Consider the following 19,149-nt stretch of genomic DNA (forward strand, 5'->3'; position numbering starts at 1 on the left):
TACCGGTATGAAGCTTCGTCATAAGAAGCGGCACACTCGGCTCAATCTGTTAGAGATGAAGCCGCTGCTTAAGCCGGGGCTCCGATTCGAGCCGGGAGACGAAGGGGCGCGGGTGCATGTGCCAAGGACCTCTTGGCTGGAGCGGCAGGCTGTCCGTTTCCTAAACCAGCCCGAAGTCATCCGGGTCCGTCTGGATCGTCTTGGCGCAGCCGTCATCCGAAAATGTGACGGCGAGCATACCTTATCCGAAATCGCGCAAATGATCCATGCCGAATTTGGGGAGCAGGCCGAACCGCTGATTCCCCGGCTGGCCGCTTTCATTAAGATGGTGGAGGCGAATGGCTGGCTGGACTGGGAGCTCGCCGCAGATGAATGATCCGTCTGGGCGCAGAATGTATAATGGCCTTTACACGAGGTAAGGCTCGACGCTCGGACGGGGGCCTTTCCCATGCCGCATGCCGCATGCCGTGCCTGAAGGCAATACAGTCCCAATTTCAGAAAAATGGCAAAAAAGCGAATAGGGCAACGTTCGCACCCACCTCCGCCTAAACCGTACAGGCGGAGGTTGTTTTTGGCATGTAAAAGGTACTACAATACATACTAGAAGCCATTTTATGGAACGGGAGCTGAGAGATTTGCAGAAGCTGCTTTCTTTGCAGGAGGTCGGCAAACGGTTTGGAAAGGCAATTGTGCTGTCCGACGTATCCTGGAGCATCGCACGCGGGGAATGCGTCGCAATTACGGGAGGAAATGGTGCCGGAAAGAGCACCTTGCTCTGTCTTGTCGCCGGACTGGCCAATCCTTCAAGCGGTGCCAGAAGGGAACATATTAAGCCGTTAATCATTGGTTACGTACACGATCGTTTCCCGCCGCTTCGGTTCCGACCTTCGGAATACTTGCGATATATCGCCCGCATACAGGGTATAGACAAGGAGAGCGCGATCAAACGAATTGATGCCATGATGAATATATTTCAGCTGCCTGATACCATGATGAACTTATGCTCTAAGGGAATGCTCCAGAAGGTGAATGTGATGCAGGCTCTGCTTCGGCAGCCCGATTTGCTCGTCCTGGACGAGCCTCTCTCCGGATTGGATGAGCCCTCGCAGCTGGAGATGATCGGAATGCTAAGCGAGATTAAGAGGCAGGGGACATCGATCGCCATGTCCGTCCATGAGCCGCTTCTGATCGCCTCGCTGGCCGATCGGGTGACGTCTGTTGAAGGTGGAACCATTACGCGAGACGGCATCCTTGGGCAGCGGGAAGAAGCGGCGAGAATGCGGCTGGAATTCTCCCGCGTACGGCCGGACGTCATGCAGCAATTGGAGAGCAGACAGGGCTTTTTATATTGGATATCAAGAGGCAGCCCTGCTGTCATGGTCGTAGCCCAGCCGTTTACGGACGAGATGCTGGTCGAGATTCTGCGCAGCGGAGGGACGATCAGCAGATTGGAGCCCCATGGGAAAGATACGTCCGAAACGGATATATCCGAATATAATGACGTTTCGGAGAGGGGAGCATAGCATGAGATCTGCTGCTTTAATGACATACATGCTGGCCAGCTATACGAGATCCTACCGGTATTTTGCTCCGCTGGCTTTCACAATCATCTCGGTGATGCTAATCTATTCCTATCGGCCGAATCCCATCATGGACAGCTATGCTGTGACGGCGGCGCTGCTGTTTATCGGCTCCACCTGGCTCGGGATGAATTTTTTGAACCATGACCAGGGGCGTCAATCCATGCTGCTGATCATTCATGCCGGCAGCGCGAGGCGGTATTATGCCGCCCAATACGGAGCAGCCGCGATCATCGGATTCATGCTGTGCATTTTCGCCGTGGTCTATCCGGTTGCCTTCGGGATGTTCGGAGAACCGATGTCAGCGCCTATCCTCGCGCTCGGCTTTGCCGGACATTTCGGTTTGTCGCTGATCGGAATATCGCTGTCGTTATTCTTTCAGCCCGGCTGGATCGAGAACCAGGGGAGGGCGGCCGGCTGTTTGATCATTCTGATCATCCTGTCTTTGGCGGGTAAATCGCTCGTTCATTCGCTTCCTGCCTTTTACAGCTTCATCCCCTATGTCCTGCCGCCGGTTTCCGTGATGGTCGATGTACTGATGAATGCCAGGGAGCTGTCAACGCTGCGGATTTCCGGAACCGTGCTCTACCTGCTTGTTTATACGCTTGTCATGTTTGCTATCTATTTGCGGATTGCATGTAACAAGGATGCCGCAAGCTTGTCGCGAAAATCAGGTTGAAGTGGGTGAGGTCTTCCATTACCATAGGGATATCGTTTTTAACGAAACGGTAAAGACAGCCTATATCAGAGGAGGTAACGATGAAACAAACTCGACTGCTGGACAGTGACCACTCCAAAGAGCTGTTTGCCTATTTCGGATTAGCCGTATATTATTCACAGGCGCTTGAGCAGCAGCTGGCGAATTTGTTGATGCTGATTAAGCTGTCCCAAGGAAATGTGCCGTCGGAGGAGGATTTTGCGGAGCTGTACCAACGGAAACTGAGCAGCTCGCTCGGTCAGCTGGTGCATGAAATTCAGCATTACTTTCCTTTCTCCGAAGAAGAGACGGTTCAATTGAAGAAAGTGTGGAAGCAGCGCAATTATATTGTTCATGACTATTTTAAAGAACGGATTCATGAAACCTTTAGCCCGGCCGGACGTTCCCGCATGATCCGCGAGCTGACCGCCTTTAAAGACCAGGCGCAGGCCCTCGAACAGAAGCTGCAAGGCTACTCGAAGGAAATGTATGTGAAGCTCGGTCTGGACGGCGAAAAAAGCGTATAGAAAAATACGCAGATATGAAACATATTCCAACGCCCCTGCGTCAGAAATGATAGGAGGTGTTATGATGAAGAAAACAACAAAATGGTTATCTGCGATTCTGGTGGCATCCTCACTCCTAGGCGCTGGCGCTGCTTCGGCTTTTACCGATATCCAGGGAGAGAAGCAGCTGCAAATGGTGAAGGAGCTGCAAGCGAAAGGAGTTATTCAAGGCGTGAGTGCTGACCGGTTCGCTCCTGGCAAGCCTCTAACGTATGCACAGGCTGTGCAGTTGATCGTCAATGCGGTCGATTTGAAGGTGATGCCGAACTTTACGGGCCGTTCCTTCGAGAGCGTTCCGAAAGATGCCTGGTTCGCGGATGCGGTCAATATTGCGGCCCAGAACGGACTGTCCGTAACGGCGGATATGGAGTGGAATAAGCCGATCACCCGCGAGGACTTTGCGACATTGCTGGTTGAAGCGATCGGGAAAACCGGCAATTACCCGGTCGTGATGATGTACGTGAATGTGGCGGATGAGGACCAAATCAAGCAGGAAAGCAAAAGCGCGGTTCAATTTCTGCTGCTGACGAAAATCGCGAAGCTGGACGCTAACGACAAATTCCATCCGGATCAAAAGCTGAAACGGATCGAAGCGGCCGAGCTGGTGTACAACGCGGTTCAATTTATTGAAGAGCATCAGAAGAATGCCCTTCCTGCCGAGCCAGGCGAATCCGACCCAAGCGTAACGACCCGTATCGAAAAAGCGGACGAGAAGCAGAACAAAGTCACGGTAACGAAGGATGATCTGCCGCATCCGGGGTATTCCATCAAGATTACCTCGGTGGATTACGCAAGCAGCACGGAAGCGGTGATCTACTACCGAATCGTACAACCTGACCCGGACAAATTTTATCCGCAAGTGATTTCTTCATCTTCGGATGATGTGCTCATTCCGGCCAAGTATTCGAAAATTACAGTCAAAATCGATGATAAGCTTGAATTGTCGAAGTAATGCTTCAGCTGGGCCGGCATATTCGGCTGTACAAACAAGCATAAACAAGAAGGCTGCCTCACGCGTTTGAATACGCGAAAGGGCAGCCTTCTTGCATGGTTGTCTTTAATCAATGGATGTACCCGGGCGGCAAATGGGATAATGCGTTAAGCGCCGCCACTGCCGCTAGGGTCCAGGGACACAGTTTTTGGCCCTATAATTTATAGATGACTACCTGCAGGTTTGGCAGCTAGCTGAGCTCCTACCGGCTCTTTATGCTCGGTTTGGCCGGAATTGCCTCCTTGCTGCAGCTGATACATCTTATAGTACCTTCCTTCAAGGGCCATCAATTCATCATGCGAGCCTCGCTCAACGATTTCGCCCCGGTGCAGAACAAGAATCTGGTCTGCGCTGCGAATGGTCGACAGCCGGTGCGCGATGATGAAGGTCGTGCGGCCACGCTTCAGAACCTCAAGCGCATCCTGGATCAGCGCTTCGGTCTCCGTATCGATGTTGGCTGTAGCCTCATCGAGAATGAGGATAGCCGGATTGAATGCGAGTGCGCGCGCGAACGAGATCAATTGACGCTGACCCGCGGAGAGCGTGCTGCCTTTCTCGATCACGGGCTCATCGAATCCTTGAGGGAGATGGGCCAGCAGCCGATCTGCGCCAACATCACGAAGCGCCTGCTCGACCTGCTCCCGCGTAATTTCGGGATCGCCAAGGCTTACGTTCGAGGCAATCGTTCCGGTGAATAAATACGGATCCTGAAGCACGATGCCCATATGCTTCCGCAGCCACTGCTTCGGAATATCGGTCACCGGCTTCCCGTCGATCGTAATGGTGCCTTGCTGCGGATCGTAGAAGCGGAACAACAGGTTGATGATGGAGCTTTTGCCTGAGCCGGTGTGGCCGACAAGGGCTACCGTCTGGCCCTGCTTAGCTTCGAAGGATATATTTTTGAGCACCCAGTCCTTCTTGTACGCAAAGGAAACGTCCTTAAATTCCACATTCCCCAAATATCGAGGCATTGAGCCGTCCGTTACGTTCTCGCCGGTTTCGTCCATCAGCTCGAACACGCGCTTCGCGGATACGATGGAGGTATCCAGCGCTGCCAGCTGATTCACCATGCCGGTAATCGGCTGGAACATCCGGCCGAGCAGGTCAACGAAGGCGTAGAGAACCCCGATCGATACGATGCCGGCCCCATTCAGCGAAGCAGAGCCGAAGTACCACAGCACGACAACGAAGCTTACGTTACGCAGTACGTTAACAAGGTTATGCGTGGTGAAGGAGTTTAGATTCAGCATCTTGTTCTGATGCGCCATGTAATCGGCGTTCAGTGCTTCAAATTCCTCCTGGGTCGCTTTCTGGCGGCGGAATACGCGAATAATGGCCATACCCTGAATGGATTCGTTGATAATGGCGTTAATTTCACTGAGACGTGACCGGATGACCGTATTGTATTTCGTCGCGAATTTGCGGTATAGAATCGTCCATACGATCAGCATCGGAATAACAAACAGGCTGATTAATCCGAGACGAACATCCAGAAGGAACAAGGCGACATAGATCCCGGTAATGTAGACTGCGCCAGAGCTAAAGTTGGATAACACGGCTACGAACAGGTCTTTGACCGCCTCGGTATCGTTGGTAACCCGGGATACGACCTTGCCCGCCGGAAGATTATCGAAGAAGTGCACCGGCAGCCGCTGAATGTGCGCGTACACATCGGTTCTCAGCTTCTGGATGACCCGGTTGGCTGCCGATTGCAGCCAGTAGGTTCTGCCGAACACCGTAACCATGGACACCAGCAAGCAGATCAGGAACAGGCCGACCAGCTTGTAGATGCTGGGGAGCTCCGGCTTGTAAAACTCGAATAATTCACTTGTGGACAAGGGGACTGCCGGATACCGGAGCTGCTCCTGCCCAGCGGTGATCGTCAGCATTCCGTTCTCATAAGAGCGCGTACCGTCAACCCGCGTCACCGGTTCATGGATAAAATAGAAGCTGCGTCCAACCTGGAGGATCCGCACCTCCTGTCCGCGTGCTTCCCCCGAGGCAAATCGGTCCTCACGCTTGTAATAGGTCCCTTTATATTGTGCGGCGCCATCCGCTTCCTTGCTCTCATAATACGGCTTCTCAATGGCAAGGATATGGTCGTCAATCATCGTTTTGGCGATGAACGGGCCGGCGAGCTCGGCAGCCACCCCGAGCGCAAGCAGGAGCAGCGCCGCAATGAAGGTGCCTTTGGCCGTTAATGCATATCGGAACAGCCTCTTGGCGATTCCGGAATCATTGGATATCGTTGTTTCATTTGGAGTCAATTACGACACCTCCTCGGAGGTCAGATTGTTTTCGACCTGCTGGCGTTCATATTGCTCGCGGTACCAACCGCCAAGCGCCAGCAATTCGTCATGGGTCCCCTGCTCGATGATCCGGCCGTCCTCAAGCACAACGATGAAATCCGCGTGCTGTACCGCCGACAAGCGATGGGTCGAGATCAGTGTTGTTTTGCCCGCCCGCTTGCTTCGGATATTCTCGATAATTCTCGCCTCGGTTCTGGCATCGACTGCCGAGAGGGAGTCATCCAGAATCAGAATTTCAGGGTCGCCGATAAAGGCACGGGCAAGGGAGACGCGCTGTTTCTGGCCGCCGGATAGGGCAACGCCCTTCTCGCCGACGAGCGTGTCAAGTCCATCGGACAGCGTGACCAAGTCCTTATCGAATGCAGCAGTGGTGATCGCTTCCATAATGAGCTCGTCACTGGCGTCCTTTTTGCCGAATTGGATGTTCTGCCTCACGGTTTTGGAGAACAGAATTTGCTCTTGGGGAACATACCCGATCCAGCTGTGCAGTTTGTCGGCAGCCAGCCTCTCGATCGGAACGCCTCCGATCAGAATATCTCCGGTTCCGGTCGGATATTCATGCAGAAGCTGCTTCAGCAGCGTGGATTTACCGCTTCCCGTTCGTCCGACAACGCCGAGCGTCTGGCCTTTTTGCAGCGTAAAGCTGACATTTTTCAGATTATCGACGGATGAGGTCGGATAGCGGAACGTGACGTCCCGAAAATGGATCGAATCCGGTTGATCCAGGTCGACGGGCTGTTCCGGGTCTGCGACGTCCGGCGGCGTATGGAGTGTATCATTGACACGGTCCAAGGACGCATTGCCCCGCTGCATGATATTGATCAGCTCGCCGATCGCGAACATCGGCCAAATCATCATCCCCAGGTACATATTGAACGATACGAGATCCCCAAGGGTGATTTGGTTATGAAAGACCAGATATACGCCGTAGGCCAAGCTGATCACATAGCTCAGCCCAATGGAAAAATTAATCGTCGGCTCGAATAGAGCGTCGACTTTGGCTACGGCCAGGTTTTTGCGGTAGACATCGTCCGTGATATCCTGAAACCGCTTCTGGTCGGCACGTTCCTGTACATAAGCCCGGACGACCCGCACGCCGGCAACGGATTCCAGCACCTGGTCGTTCATATCTCCGAATGCGTCCTGCGCTAGCGTATAGCGCTTATGGATCGCTCTTCCATAGATCACCATGCCGATGGCGATGATGGGAAGCGGGAGAATCGCCGCGAGCGTCAGCTTCCAGCTGACGATAAAGCCCATTGCAAACAGAACAACGATCAAATAGATCGTGGAGTCGGTCATGACGAGCATGCCGAATCCGGCCGTGGCCGCAACGGATCGCAGATCGTTCGTTGCCTTGGCCATCAAGTCCCCGGTCCGGTTCCGTTCGAAGAACGGCGGCAGCATTCGCAGCAAGTGATTCATATAGCGGGTCCGAAGCAGGCGCTCCACGAGATTTGCGCCTCCGAACAGGCGGTGCATCCATATGTAGGTCGCGCCGTAAACGATTGCAACGATCCCGAGAATCATCAGGATATATCTGGCCAGGGAGGCCCAGGTAATGGAGCTGCTGACGATATCGTCAATCGCGTCTCCGAGCAGCAGCGGCGGCAGGAGCTCGATGAGCCCGCAAAAAATGAGGAAAAATAATCCGATTAAGTATCGTTTCCGTTCTCGCTTGAAAAACCATCCTAAATTTCGAAGTACGGCAAACATGGTATCCCTTCCTTTCGTATGCAGGTTTTCTGCAGCCGATCATCTCTGAAAACCAAAAAAAGCACATCATCCGGCGACGGACGATATGCTTATTCAATCTTTAACCTATCATACGCACGGTGATCGAGGCCTTTCGCGCGCGGTTATGCCAGTTCACCCAGCGGACTTGGAATCCGTATGAACATGGCTTCATGATGACGATGCAGCACGAACGGGGAGCCGAATCATATTCAATTGTAGGATCTTCAGATCAAACAAGACATCCATGCCAATTGGATTCAACATGAGGCTCACCCTTTCTTCGTAATTTTACAATAAATTCAAATCGATCTCGTATGGAGTGAATTGTAACACCAGATTCTGAAGTGTGTCAAACCTAAATTTTGAGGAATCCGCACAAGGGATCAAGCTCAATCCGTCATGAATATGTTATCAAAATGGATTTGTAACCTAATGTATGTTTGCGTTATTATGTTAATACGTACATGGAATTTACATCAAAAGACCAGAAACTTCGGCCTTTCTATTGAGAGATGCTTTAGCCGGAGGCTGTCGGAAATTGACTTCTTGAGAAGGGGGCACAACAAATGCAGATTCAAGTCAGCGATGAGGCGGCGCGTTGGTACAGAAAGGAACTGGACCTTCAACCAGGCACGTATGTGCGCTTCTTCCCACGGTATAGCTCAGGCGGCGGGCTGCATCCCGGATTTTCGCTTGGCATTTCCGTCGAGGAGCCAAGATCCCCGGGACTGACCGAGCGGTCGGAAGAAGTCACGTTCTATATGGAGGAGCAGGACCTCTGGTATTTGAAGGGCTATACACTGCACGTCACTTATGAGGAATCACTGGATGACATTTCGTATATTTATGAAGAAGAGGGCGCAGTGAATTGATCGCATAGGAATATACTGCAGCGCTGTCTAGGGAAAGGAGGTTCCCGGGATGAACGTATATCACCGCGATATTCGCCAATATATCGGCAAGCGTTCGGTGGTCCGCGTAAAGGCGGCTGTGCTCGTACTGAACGAGCATGGAGAGCTCCTGCTTCTGAAGCGGCAGAACAGGAACGTATGGGGACTTCCAATGGGGAACCTGAAGCCTGGCGAAGCCCTTGAAGATACCGCTTCCAGAGAGCTGTGGGAAGAAACCGGGCTTACCGCGGATGAGATGCGGCTGCTGGAGCTGGTATCCGGTCCGGAGTACATGAAGAAGCATCTTGGCGGAGACGAGGAATACTATGTCATCGGCCTTTATGAGGCAACGGGTCTGCGCAGCGCGATTCAACTGTCGATGGATGCGGAAATCTCGTTGAAGTTTTTTAACCCTGAGGATTTGCCCAAGATGGATAAGATCACCGTCCATTTACTTGAGAAAGCCCAAAAGGCGAAGGAAGCTCCATAGCGGCTGCAGCAAGAAAAAGCGGGTTGTTCTGCAAAAGCAAGAGGGGACGGCCCCGCAGGGGACCGTGCCTCTTGTCTGTTTATATGAAGATTGCCGCTGTGTCAGCGGCAATTGACCAGGCGAACATTTGGATAGCTCGAATTCAAAAATTCCCCTTACGGGGAATTTTTTTCAGTCAGGATAAACTGCTACATCCTCTTTTAGTAAAATTAGAGCTGCTCTTATAAATTCAGGTCAAATGTTAATTAGGCAACATCCCTCCCCAGCGTTTTTCTTCTGCTTCTGGCATATGAATCCCGAATTGATCCAACGTTCGAAATACAATGTGATTCACTACATCATCCAATGATTGTGGATGGTTATAGAACGCCGGCATTGGAGGGAGAATAACCGTTCCCATACGAGATAAAAACAGCATATTTTCAAGATGAATATCATTGAGTGGGGTTTCACGTGTGACCAATACCAACTTTTTACGTTCTTTTAATATGACATCTGCTGCTCGCGCAATCAGATTATCCCCTAAGCCTATTCGAATGGAAGCCAGTGTTTTCATTGTACAGGGAATAACGATCATCCCGTCGACCTGAAAGGAGCCGCTTGAAATCCTGGATCCCAGATCTTTGTTGGAATACGAATAGTCTGCCATCTTTGAAACTTCCTTCGCTGTAAACGGCGTTTCACTTTGTATGGTTGCAGCCGCCCATGAGGATAATACCAAATGTGTTTCAACGTCAGTAGATTTAAGAAATTGCAGAAGGCGGACACCAAACATGGCTCCTGTTGCTCCCGTTATTGCTACAATTAACTTCATCTTGTGTAACTTCCTTTGTATTAAATTGCTTGCTGTAATTACTGTGAAGTCATTCATAATTTCGATGAAAATCATTTAAAATCCGTAGTTTTCCCAATTCTTAACGATATGATTTCGTAATTTCTCAGGATAACTTCTAAACGATGCTTCGATGGGTTGCTTATCTGCCGAGGTGTCATTCCATGGCATCAAGCAATTGTAAATGACCTTTGTAGTAACTCCTGTGCTTTTTTCTTTTTCATCCAGGTAAGCAACAAGGGGAAGTACGTTTTGGTCGGTCATGGTTATTCTTTGATCTGGACGATGTCGAGTTGCCAAAGCCCACACCACTTGTTTGATATCACTTGGATCGATATCGTCATCTGTGACAATAACTTTTGGCACATAAGAACCGGCTCTGGTTGCAAAAACGGCTTCGCCGATTCTATAAGCCAGCCCTTCATGATCTTCTCTTTGACGGCTGCGATCTACGGTGACAACAAGCCAATGCACCGCAGACTCTAATGGAATAAAGCATTCCTTTACAGGCAGTCCTTGTTTTCTCAGCGCATGTTGAATGCTTGCAGCAATAGCGATGCCCCAGTTGGTGTGATTTTCTTCAGGTGGGATACCTGCTGCAGTTACCGGCATTATTGGATGATTTCTATAAGTCATAGCGGTCACATGAAAGCGTGGAGCTTGTTTTTCATGCCCGACCCATGTATAACCGGCATATTCACCCATTGGGCCTTCTGGAATCATCTCTTCAAAGGATGCGGTACCTTCGATCACAATTTCACTTGTAGCCGGGACTTCCAAATCGTTGGTCTCGCATTTAACAACATCAATGGCCTCACCATACCACCCTCCAATCATCTCTCCTTCGTTAACATGGTCGGGAAGAGGATACCCTGCAATCATGGAGATACCGGGATCGACACCCAAGCATAAGGCAAACGGCATTTCTTTCCCTTCCTTTTTCCATTCTCCATATATTTTTCCGAGGTGCTGAGAGGCTATAACAACACCGGCCATTGAACGGGGACCCTCCAGCATTACACGTGATATGGACCAGTTAACCCAAGATCCATCAGGTGTGCGGACAATCAAAATTCCGTAAGTATTAATGTAACGTCCTCCATCACCAACATGAATATACGGTACAGGAAGTTTTGTCAGATCAATGTCGTCATTAAATAATTTGTTTTCTTTACATTCACCATTCGTAACCAAGCGAGGGGGAATGGGGTGAACGTCGGGAAGTTTAGACCACTCTTTAACCAGCTCAGGGGCAGGCGTGTTAATCGGAAGCCCAAGGGAAAGCGCTACTCGAATAAATGGATGCTCCTTATTGGGGCTAATACCTACAGGTGCACCTAATACCTCAAATCCTGGTCTACTGTCTTTAATATTTTTAAAAAGTGGTGCCGGTGACGGCAGTTCATAAGCACGACGAATGATGGCACTCATCTCTAAGTTCCAATCGATCTCCTGATGGATCGGAACGATTTCGTTATATTCTTTTAGGATTTCCACATATTCACGGAAGCTTTTTAGTGGTTTCATATCTATGGTCCTCTCCTCAAATAAACTATTCCTTGCTGTCTTTCGGCTACTGTTTTATTTTAGGATGTAGTAAATACATATGTAAAATATATATAATAGTAAGTAAGTATATATAAAATATATGATGGAAAGGGCGCTTTGGAGATCATGGATTTAAAGAAACTGGTTTACTTTATAACGATTGCAGAAGAAGGGCAGATAACACGTGCAGCTAACCGGTTACATATTGGCCAGCCCCCGTTAAGTATGCAACTAAAGGCATTAGAAGATGAACTGGGAGTAATGCTTATTAAACGTAATAATAAGATATTTGAATTAACTCCTGCCGGAGAGACTTTTTATAAAAGAGCGAAGGAAGTTATAAATTCAATTGATGGGATGATTGCAGAAGTTAAGGAACAGCAGGAAGGAATAAGAGGGAAACTTTCATTAGGGACAGTAATGTCATGCGTACCCTACCTTCCTCCACTTTTAAAATTATTTAAAGAGAAATATCCACTTATTTCGTTTCAACTTTGGGAGGAAGATTCACAAAGAATTGAAGAGCTTCTTCTAAATAAAGACATTGAATTAGGCATTGTAAGGTTACCATTCCAATCTAAAGAAATGACCGAAATGAGAAATCTTTCAATCCACCATATACAATCTGAACCACTCGTAGCTCTACAACCTTCTAATGGCACTCTTTTTAAGGGAACAACGATTCCGATACAAGAATTGAAGGATCAGCCGCTTTTAGTATTACATGGCCAGGGCGATTACAATGTTTTTCACAAGTTTATTGAAACATGTAACAGTTTTGGATTTAATCCAAACATTACATGCGAAAGTCCTGATGTGACAACATTAATGACTTTAGCCGATTCAGGACTAGGAATTGCAATTGTTCCTAAAATCGCTTTACAGATAAAAATGTGCAACACCTTGTCTTATGCCGAGATCATACCAAGCATAAACTCTGAAACTGCCCTCATATGGATAGAGCATGGATATTTGTCAAAAGCTGCACAAAATTTTAAAGACATTCTAATCCATCATTTAAAATAATATGCTTTGTCCTAATGTCCTTCTTATGAACCTGCCGATAGCATAAATAAGCAGCCGGGTTTGAAGGTGCATCCCAATTGTTAGAACCAACGAACAATGGAAGTGCAGTATTATATACATATTCATAAACGTATAAAAAATAAAAAGGGCATGAGTCCGGTCCACTACCGGAATTATGCCCAACAGGTTGTTTTATAAATACGTGTCTCCCAATAAGGCGGCGCTTCATGCTGGTGAACGGCTGCCTGTGCGTATTTATTGGATTAAACCGCGTTTAACGCTTCGAATATCATGAATACGATCTGTTGGCGAAGCGCCGTCCGCAGCGATCGTTTAAGACATCGGTATTTCGAGGGCGAAATCGAAGTCGTCGATATCATACACTTGAACGGGGAGAGCGCTTTCCACGATACGCTGAATCAGCTCGTATTGGTCGGTCAGGATCGGTGCTTCGGCCTTTTGGGAAGCGAGCAGAAGCTCGGTTTCGATCGGATCGAAGGCCTCTCCGTAGGTTGCGGTATCCAAGGTATTCATCACCGTTACGGTTGTGGATTCCCCCACAGGAATCATCGGGCTCTTGGCCCAAGGGACCTGAAGGGCGCGATCGATCTTCTTCTTATTGAGCGGCTCCTCGAAATAGGAGATGAGCTCACGGATCTTCATCTTGACGTGCTGATCATCTGCGGTATTGTTCATGAGCTGCTCCTCGCTGGCATGGAGCTCGTACAATTCCAATATGGTTGTATACGGAACAATGTATTCGACGGGCGTCGGCGGTACCAACAATTGGCCATATATGGCCAGCATAACCGCTTCCGTCACGAAAATCCTGGTCATGAAAGAAATCCTCCTGCGTGATATGATACAATAATTGAGTTTAGAACTAATAAATCATTGAAGGGTTTAATTGTCAACCGCTCTTTATAGAACAACCGGGTGGATTGCATAGGAAAGGGGCTGTTATCTCACTTGAAATCATGGAAAATTTACTATCCATTCGTTAAGCCTTATATGAAGTGGATCATTCTGACCCTCGCGATCGGGATGATTAAATTCGGGATCCCGCTGCTGCTCCCGATGATCATGAAGTATGTCGTGGATGACCTTCTGATCAACCAACAGCTGTCCGTCGCACAGAAGATCGAGCAGCTCATGTGGATTCTCGGCGGTACTCTGGTGGTGTTTGTCATCATCCGGGGACCGGTCGAGTATTTCCGGCAGTATTTCGCGCAGTTCATTACAAGCCGGATTCTCTTCGATATGCGAAACCGGCTGTACGCTCATCTTCAGCGCCTGTCGCTGCGCTATTATCAGAACACGAAGGTGGGGGAGGCAATCTCCCGCTTTATTAATGATGTGGAGCAGTCCAAGAACCTGGTGGAAGTCGGCATGATGAACATTTGGCTGGACATTTTCACACTGCTCTTCGTTCTGGTCATCATGTTTGTCATGAATCCGGTGCTGACCCTGGTATCCATTGCGGTGCTTCCACTGTACGGATTGGCGGTCAACCTGCTGTACAAGCGGCTGAAGAAGCTCACGAAGGATCGGTCCCAGGCGCTGGCCGGCATTCAAGCGTACCTGCATGAGCGCATTCAGGGGATCTCCGTTATTCGGAGCTTTACGCTGGAGCGTTACGATCAGAAGAAATTCGAAGGCATCAACGGAAATTTCCTGAAAAAGGCGATGGCCCAGACGCGCTGGAACGCGCTTACCTTCTCGGTGATCAACACGCTGACCGACATCGCGCCGATCCTGGTGATCGGCTACGGGGGGTACCGGGTTATCCAGGGGGATCTAACGCTGGGGACATTTGTTGCCTTCTTTGGTTACCTGGACAGGCTGTATGCGCCGCTGCGGCGTCTGATTAACTCGTCGACGGTGTTGACACAAGCCTCTGCATCGCTGGAGCGCGTAAAGGAATTAATGGACGAGCCCTATGATATCGTGGACCGGCCGGATGCCAAGGAGCTGAAGCAGGCGGGGCAGATCGAATTCGACCGGGTGTGGTTTCAGTATAACGACAATGCGGGTTGGGTGCTGAAAGACATCAATTTGACGATTAAGCAGGGGCAGACGATCGCCTTCGTCGGGATGAGCGGCGGGGGGAAATCCTCGCTAATCGGTTTGATTCCAAGATTCTACGACGTTCAGCAGGGCGCGGTCAAAATCAACGGACATGATGTTCGCAGCTTAACGCTGGACAGCCTGCGCGGATCGATCGGCATGGTGCTTCAGGATAATTTCCTGTTCAGCGGCACGGTCCGGGAGAATATCCTGTTCGGCAACCCGGAGGCAGGCGAAGAGGAGATCATCGCCGCGGCGAAGGCTGCCAACGCCCATGATTTTATCACCCAGCTGCCGCAGGGATATGAGACGGAGGTTGGCGAGAGGGGCGTCAAGCTGTCCGGCGGACAGAAGCAGCGGCTTGCCATTGCCCGCGTCTTTCTTAAGGATCCGGACATTCTTGTGCTCGACGAGGCGACCTCAGCGCTGGATCTGGAATCCGAGCATCTTATTCAGCAGGCGCTGCAATCGCTGACCCATAATCGGACCACGCTCATTGTCGCGCACCGTTTGTCAACGATTACGCACGCCGATCAGATCGTCGTGCTGGAGAACGGCCGGATTACCGAGCAGGGCACGCATGCCGAGCTGATGAACCTGGACGGCAGCTATGCCCGGCTGTACAATGTGCAGCATCTTGAAGCTTAGAAGCAGAACTTGAATAAGACCCGTTTCCATGGCCTGCGCGGCCTGGAAGCGGGTCTTTGATGTTTATGGTTGACTCTATTGGCTTTATTGCCGGTGTGCTTGCCTGTTTGAATTCCTCAGGGCTCAGGCGTCTGGAGCACCGTCTCATACGTGGTCTGGATGTAGTCCAGCGTTTGATGATGCAAGACGATGTTATGGACGAGGGTGACAAGCATAAATACGATCATGACACCGGTCAGCAGCTGTTTGACCAGGCCTTGGTGCAGCTTCGAGATCAGCATGGCCGCCAGGACGAATATAGCAAACAGGTAATGGCCTGCATACAGATACAAATCATAGGAGTAGGTTGCGAGCCCGAAGCCGACAACGACATGCAGCAGAATCCCGAACATAATGTACACGATGAAGGCCCAGGCATTCCACGTTCTCAAGCCGCTTACAAAAGCCAGGATGGCGAGCGCAAGCAGCCCGAATCCGATGATGTTGATATAGACCGGGTAAGGCTTGGTTAAATCCGTCGCGAAAGCGGCGATGCCGGGATCGATCATGGCCATCTCAGGGGAAAGGATCGGGCTCACCAGCAGCATATGAAAAACACGGGAATGGTGCGAAAACGAGAAGGGCGCCACGTAGCTGAAAGCGCCGCTTTGCATGCTCGAGAATACATTTCCAATCCATGTCTTTCCCGAGAAGACGAAATACTGAATCAGCGTCGCACCTGCGACCAACGCGGCAAATACGAGCAGGGTGTACAGGAGCCGGCCCCAAATCGAATGGCGTCGCCGGTCAAACAAGCTGATGAAGAATGCGCCGAAGAAGGTTGCCACATTCGTCGAGGTAATTCCGAAATTAAGCAGTCCAAAGGCAGCGTTAGCCGGCACGCTGAAGCGATCCTGGGCCCGGCAATAGTGCAGATAAGCCGCTGAAAGGATGATGACAAACTGTGCATAAGCATAGGAGTCAGGAATCAGTGCGGTGAAAATCGTATACGAGCTGATGCCAAAGAAGATTGCCATAATGAAGGCTAGCAGCCAGCCGGCACCGATCCGGCGGATGAGATAATACAGAATCGCCGCACTGCAAGCATTCAAGATCGATTGAATGATCAGAAAGGGCAAATTCGATTTGCCGAACAGAAGGGTCAGCGTACTGGTTAAGAAATTGATAAGCGGGTGAATAATCGTGACATTTTCGGGCCCGTATTGCATGGAAGGGTCAAAGTTGAACAAATTCAACTGAAACGGCGCTCCGTAAAAAGGGTTATGAGGGGCAAGCAAGGCCGCGTTGTCCCTTATGTATGAAATAAACGGGATGTTCATATAGAAATACAGCACCGCAAGGCAGACAGCCAGTCCGATGGCCGTGTAATTGTCGCGTTTGTTTCGAAACAAATAGCTTAGAAAAGACATGTTCACATTCCACCAATCCATCAATAGTTAAGATTTGTTCTCACAAGCGTACTCACCGTCACCATACGAGGAGCAATAATCCGGAGATGATAAAAGCTACGCCCGCTATTTTTCCGATGCCGACGGTCTCTTTGAACACAAGCTTGGCAAAGATCAGCGCCCACAGAAAGGTCAGAGCGTTGGCCGGCATGACAAGCGTGTAAGGCAGCTGACCAAGCAAATAGATGTTAAGCAGCGCACCCAAGCCATAGCTGATAAACCCGGCCAGGAGCAGCTTGAGCTGCTTGTTCGCCGTGAAGGCTTTGAACAGCACGCTCCCCAAGGAGCCGAAGAGAGTCATAACAAGCAGCAGCGCATACAGGATCCATTCATTTTTCATAGGAGGTTAAGGTCACCCCGATTCCGAGCAAAGCAACAGCTGCCAATTTTTTGATGCTTAAGGGCTCATCCAGGAAAAACTCGCCGTAAAACAGCGCCACGATGTAGCTGATGGACATCAGCGGGTAGGCAACCGACAGCTTTTCCAAGGAAAAGGACTTGATCATGAGCAAGGCGCCAAGCCCGTAACAAATAAATCCGATGGCCATGTACCACAGATTCGTATGCCCCCACTTCCAGAACAATTGACCAGTCGCTGTCAGAAAGGCCGACAGGATCATCAGCCCCTTGCCGAGATGACGCGGCGCTCCCTTCGCTTTTATTTGTTCCATATTAATCCCTCGCATCCATGGGCGGAATTGTGATTGATCAAGTATTTATGCTTGACCAAGCCCAGCATGGGCAAATCGGACAGCGAATCGGAATACGCGCAGGACTGTTCGTAATCAATGACGAGGCCGGTATCCTCTAAATATTGCCGGATTCGAAGGACCTTCTCTTCCCCTTTGCAATTTTTCCCCTCAATCATCGAGGTGAAGCGTCCGTTTCGGGACGTTAGCTTTGTGGCGATCACATGGTCGACATACGGCAATTCGGTAAAAAATCTCATATAAGCATCAGGCGATGCGGTCACGAGCAGGACATGGAAGCCTTGATTTTTCTTGTCCTTCATGACGTTGACCGCTTCCGGATACATAGCAGGCAAAATTTTAGTCCGATAGAAATGCTCAAGGTCCGAATCGTCCATATGGCGAATGGCATGAAAATATGCGCTCTTGGCCTGCTCTGCCGGCATCACCCCCGCTTTATACAGGGCGGAATGCAGCGCAACCTTAAATAGGTGCGGAGCCGAGGACGGTCGCTTCTTCCACCCGTAGATTAGAAACTGGAACATGGAGTCCGTGCGGATCACCGTTTTATCAACATCAAAAATCGCGAATTTTTGCTTCATAGTTCATTCCTTCTATAATAAGACGTTTAGATGCTATTCAAAGTTCACTAAAATTACGACGACGCTGACCACGTATAAGATCACGGTGATCAAGATGTGGCGATCCTCCAAGAGAACCTTGTCCGGGGCGCCGCCTTTCTTCTCGATGTGGATCAGGTACAGATAACGGAACATGCCGTATATGACGAACGGAATCGTCCACATGAGGTGGACGGTTCGGCCCGAAGTAAAGGTGAACAGCGAGTAGCTGATGATCGTCGCCGTTGTCACGATACTGCTCATCTGGTCCAGCAGGTCAAACGAATAATGATCCAGCACTTTACGATGGGAGCCTACGTCGCTTTGCAGCAAATAAAGCTCGTGGCGCCGTTTCCCGATTGCAAGGAACAGGGAGAGAAGCATCGTGCACAAGAGAAACCACGGCGTAAACGGCACGTGGATGACAAGGCCGCCCGCAATCGCCCGAAGCACGAACCCGGCCGCAATGATCATAATATCAATGATAACGACGTGTTTCAGCCGGAAAGAGTAGGCGACATTCATCGCAAAATAGAGCAGCAGCAGACCTGTGAACAACGGGTTCAAAAGGTAAGAAACCGCTAGGGAAGCGATGAGCAGCAGGGCGCCAAAAACAAGCGCCAAATTTGGCGGAAGTTCGCCGGAAGCCATAGGGCGGAATTTCTTGACCGGGTGGTTCCGATCCGCCTCGCGGTCCGCATAGTCGTTGACAATATAAACGCAGCCGGATACAAAGGATAGCAGAAAAAAGCCGATCACGGTATCGAGCAGCGTGCGGGCATGTACCGTTTCAAAGGAGAATAAAGGAGCTGCAAAAATGAGTAAATTCTTAGTCCATTGCTTCGGTCGGAGCTGCCTGAAGAGCAGCAGGGGAAGCCTTCTCATAGGAGCAGCGGACGATTCCGTATTAGTTGACGACAATGGGATTACCTCCTGGATCTAACGTTGTACATAAGCTCAAAGAAGAAGAGACTTCATAAAATACGATAGCTATCATACCATAAATTTGAC

19 protein-coding genes are annotated in these 19,149 nt (G+C 50.0%); 9 read left to right on the forward strand and 10 right to left on the reverse strand.

Going from position 1 to position 19,149, the window contains the following annotated elements:
- Positions 1–7: 7 nt before the first annotated feature.
- The 5 genes from NST44_RS16845 to NST44_RS16865 all read left to right on the forward strand — a co-directional run bounded on the left by NST44_RS16845 (position 8) and on the right by NST44_RS16865 (position 3,795).
- The gene (locus tag NST44_RS16845; protein ID WP_007128659.1) at positions 8–376 is read left to right on the forward strand and encodes a PqqD family protein; all 369 of its coding nucleotides are present in this window, start codon (positions 8–10) and stop codon (positions 374–376) included.
- A gap of 259 nt (positions 377–635) precedes the next feature.
- Positions 636–1,523 carry an ATP-binding cassette domain-containing protein gene (locus NST44_RS16850; RefSeq protein ID WP_210095117.1) on the forward strand — a complete coding sequence of 296 codons (888 nt, stop codon included), beginning with the start codon at positions 636–638 and terminating at the stop codon, positions 1,521–1,523.
- Between the two features lies 1 nt (position 1,524).
- Entirely contained in the window at positions 1,525–2,259 is a 735-nt protein-coding gene (locus NST44_RS16855) for a hypothetical protein (protein ID WP_210095116.1), read from the forward strand.
- An 80-nt stretch (positions 2,260–2,339) separates the two neighbouring features.
- Positions 2,340–2,804: a hypothetical protein gene (locus NST44_RS16860; protein WP_028405569.1), complete on the forward strand. Its 465-nt coding sequence runs from the start codon at positions 2,340–2,342 to the stop codon at positions 2,802–2,804.
- 64 nt (positions 2,805–2,868) lie between these two features.
- Entirely contained in the window at positions 2,869–3,795 is a 927-nt protein-coding gene (locus tag NST44_RS16865) for an S-layer homology domain-containing protein (protein ID WP_210095115.1), read from the forward strand.
- A 200-nt stretch (positions 3,796–3,995) separates the two neighbouring features.
- Here NST44_RS16865 and NST44_RS16870 read toward each other — a convergent pair whose 3' ends face one another.
- Together NST44_RS16870 and NST44_RS16875 are read right to left on the reverse strand one after the other, a co-directional pair.
- Positions 3,996–6,101 carry an ABC transporter ATP-binding protein gene (locus NST44_RS16870; protein ID WP_210095114.1) on the reverse strand — a complete coding sequence of 702 codons (2,106 nt, stop codon included), beginning with the start codon at positions 6,099–6,101 and terminating at the stop codon, positions 3,996–3,998.
- A complete protein-coding gene (locus NST44_RS16875; protein WP_210095113.1) occupies positions 6,102–7,859 on the reverse strand; it encodes an ABC transporter ATP-binding protein in 1,758 nt (585 codons plus the stop codon).
- A 587-nt stretch (positions 7,860–8,446) separates the two neighbouring features.
- Between NST44_RS16875 and NST44_RS16880 the strand changes: the two genes are divergently transcribed.
- On the forward strand, positions 8,447–8,752 hold the full coding sequence (locus NST44_RS16880; protein WP_007128652.1) for a HesB/YadR/YfhF family protein: 306 nt from the start codon (positions 8,447–8,449) through the stop codon (positions 8,750–8,752).
- A 49-nt stretch (positions 8,753–8,801) separates the two neighbouring features.
- A complete protein-coding gene (locus NST44_RS16885) occupies positions 8,802–9,260 on the forward strand; it encodes an NUDIX domain-containing protein (RefSeq protein WP_210095112.1) in 459 nt (152 codons plus the stop codon).
- Between the two features lie 241 nt (positions 9,261–9,501).
- On the opposite strand, the gene NST44_RS16890 is transcribed toward NST44_RS16885, so the two are convergent.
- Positions 9,502–10,074 (reverse strand): UbiX family flavin prenyltransferase, encoded by a 573-nt coding sequence (locus tag NST44_RS16890; RefSeq protein ID WP_007128650.1) that lies wholly within the window; start codon positions 10,072–10,074, stop codon positions 9,502–9,504.
- A gap of 75 nt (positions 10,075–10,149) precedes the next feature.
- Positions 10,150–11,619, reverse strand: a complete 1,470-nt coding sequence (locus NST44_RS16895) for a UbiD family decarboxylase (protein ID WP_210095111.1) — start codon at positions 11,617–11,619, stop codon at positions 10,150–10,152.
- A gap of 147 nt (positions 11,620–11,766) precedes the next feature.
- On the opposite strand from NST44_RS16895, the gene NST44_RS16900 reads away from it, so the two are divergent.
- The gene (locus NST44_RS16900) at positions 11,767–12,666 is read left to right on the forward strand and encodes a LysR family transcriptional regulator (protein ID WP_210095110.1); all 900 of its coding nucleotides are present in this window, start codon (positions 11,767–11,769) and stop codon (positions 12,664–12,666) included.
- A gap of 333 nt (positions 12,667–12,999) precedes the next feature.
- Here the strand turns inward: NST44_RS16900 and NST44_RS16905 are convergent, their stop codons facing one another.
- A complete protein-coding gene (locus tag NST44_RS16905; protein ID WP_007128647.1) occupies positions 13,000–13,503 on the reverse strand; it encodes a hypothetical protein in 504 nt (167 codons plus the stop codon).
- A 132-nt stretch (positions 13,504–13,635) separates the two neighbouring features.
- Here NST44_RS16905 and NST44_RS16910 point away from each other — a divergent pair, with 132 nt between their 5' ends.
- Positions 13,636–15,381, forward strand: a complete 1,746-nt coding sequence (locus tag NST44_RS16910) for an ABC transporter ATP-binding protein (RefSeq protein WP_007128646.1) — start codon at positions 13,636–13,638, stop codon at positions 15,379–15,381.
- Positions 15,382–15,497: 116 nt separating this feature from the next.
- Here the strand turns inward: NST44_RS16910 and NST44_RS16915 are convergent, their stop codons facing one another.
- Genes NST44_RS16915 through NST44_RS16935 form a run of 5 tightly spaced genes read right to left on the reverse strand, consistent with a single transcriptional unit; the run spans position 15,498 to position 19,059 of the window.
- On the reverse strand, positions 15,498–16,790 hold the full coding sequence (locus NST44_RS16915; RefSeq protein ID WP_210095109.1) for a DUF6080 domain-containing protein: 1,293 nt from the start codon (positions 16,788–16,790) through the stop codon (positions 15,498–15,500).
- Positions 16,791–16,848: 58 nt separating this feature from the next.
- On the reverse strand, positions 16,849–17,169 hold the full coding sequence (locus NST44_RS16920) for an EamA family transporter (protein WP_007128644.1): 321 nt from the start codon (positions 17,167–17,169) through the stop codon (positions 16,849–16,851).
- On the reverse strand, positions 17,159–17,500 hold the full coding sequence (locus tag NST44_RS16925) for an EamA family transporter (RefSeq protein ID WP_144866416.1): 342 nt from the start codon (positions 17,498–17,500) through the stop codon (positions 17,159–17,161). The genes NST44_RS16920 and NST44_RS16925 overlap by 11 nt, the downstream gene beginning before the upstream one ends.
- On the reverse strand, positions 17,488–18,120 hold the full coding sequence (locus tag NST44_RS16930) for an HAD family hydrolase (protein ID WP_007128642.1): 633 nt from the start codon (positions 18,118–18,120) through the stop codon (positions 17,488–17,490). Before NST44_RS16930 ends, NST44_RS16925 begins: the two co-directional genes overlap by 13 nt.
- A gap of 33 nt (positions 18,121–18,153) precedes the next feature.
- On the reverse strand, positions 18,154–19,059 hold the full coding sequence (locus tag NST44_RS16935; RefSeq protein WP_007128641.1) for a decaprenyl-phosphate phosphoribosyltransferase: 906 nt from the start codon (positions 19,057–19,059) through the stop codon (positions 18,154–18,156).
- Positions 19,060–19,149 lie beyond the last annotated feature (90 nt).

It is taken from the genome of Paenibacillus sp. FSL W8-0919 (genome assembly GCF_038003785.1).
GTDB lineage: Bacteria > Bacillota > Bacilli > Paenibacillales > Paenibacillaceae > Paenibacillus_AQ > Paenibacillus_AQ lactis.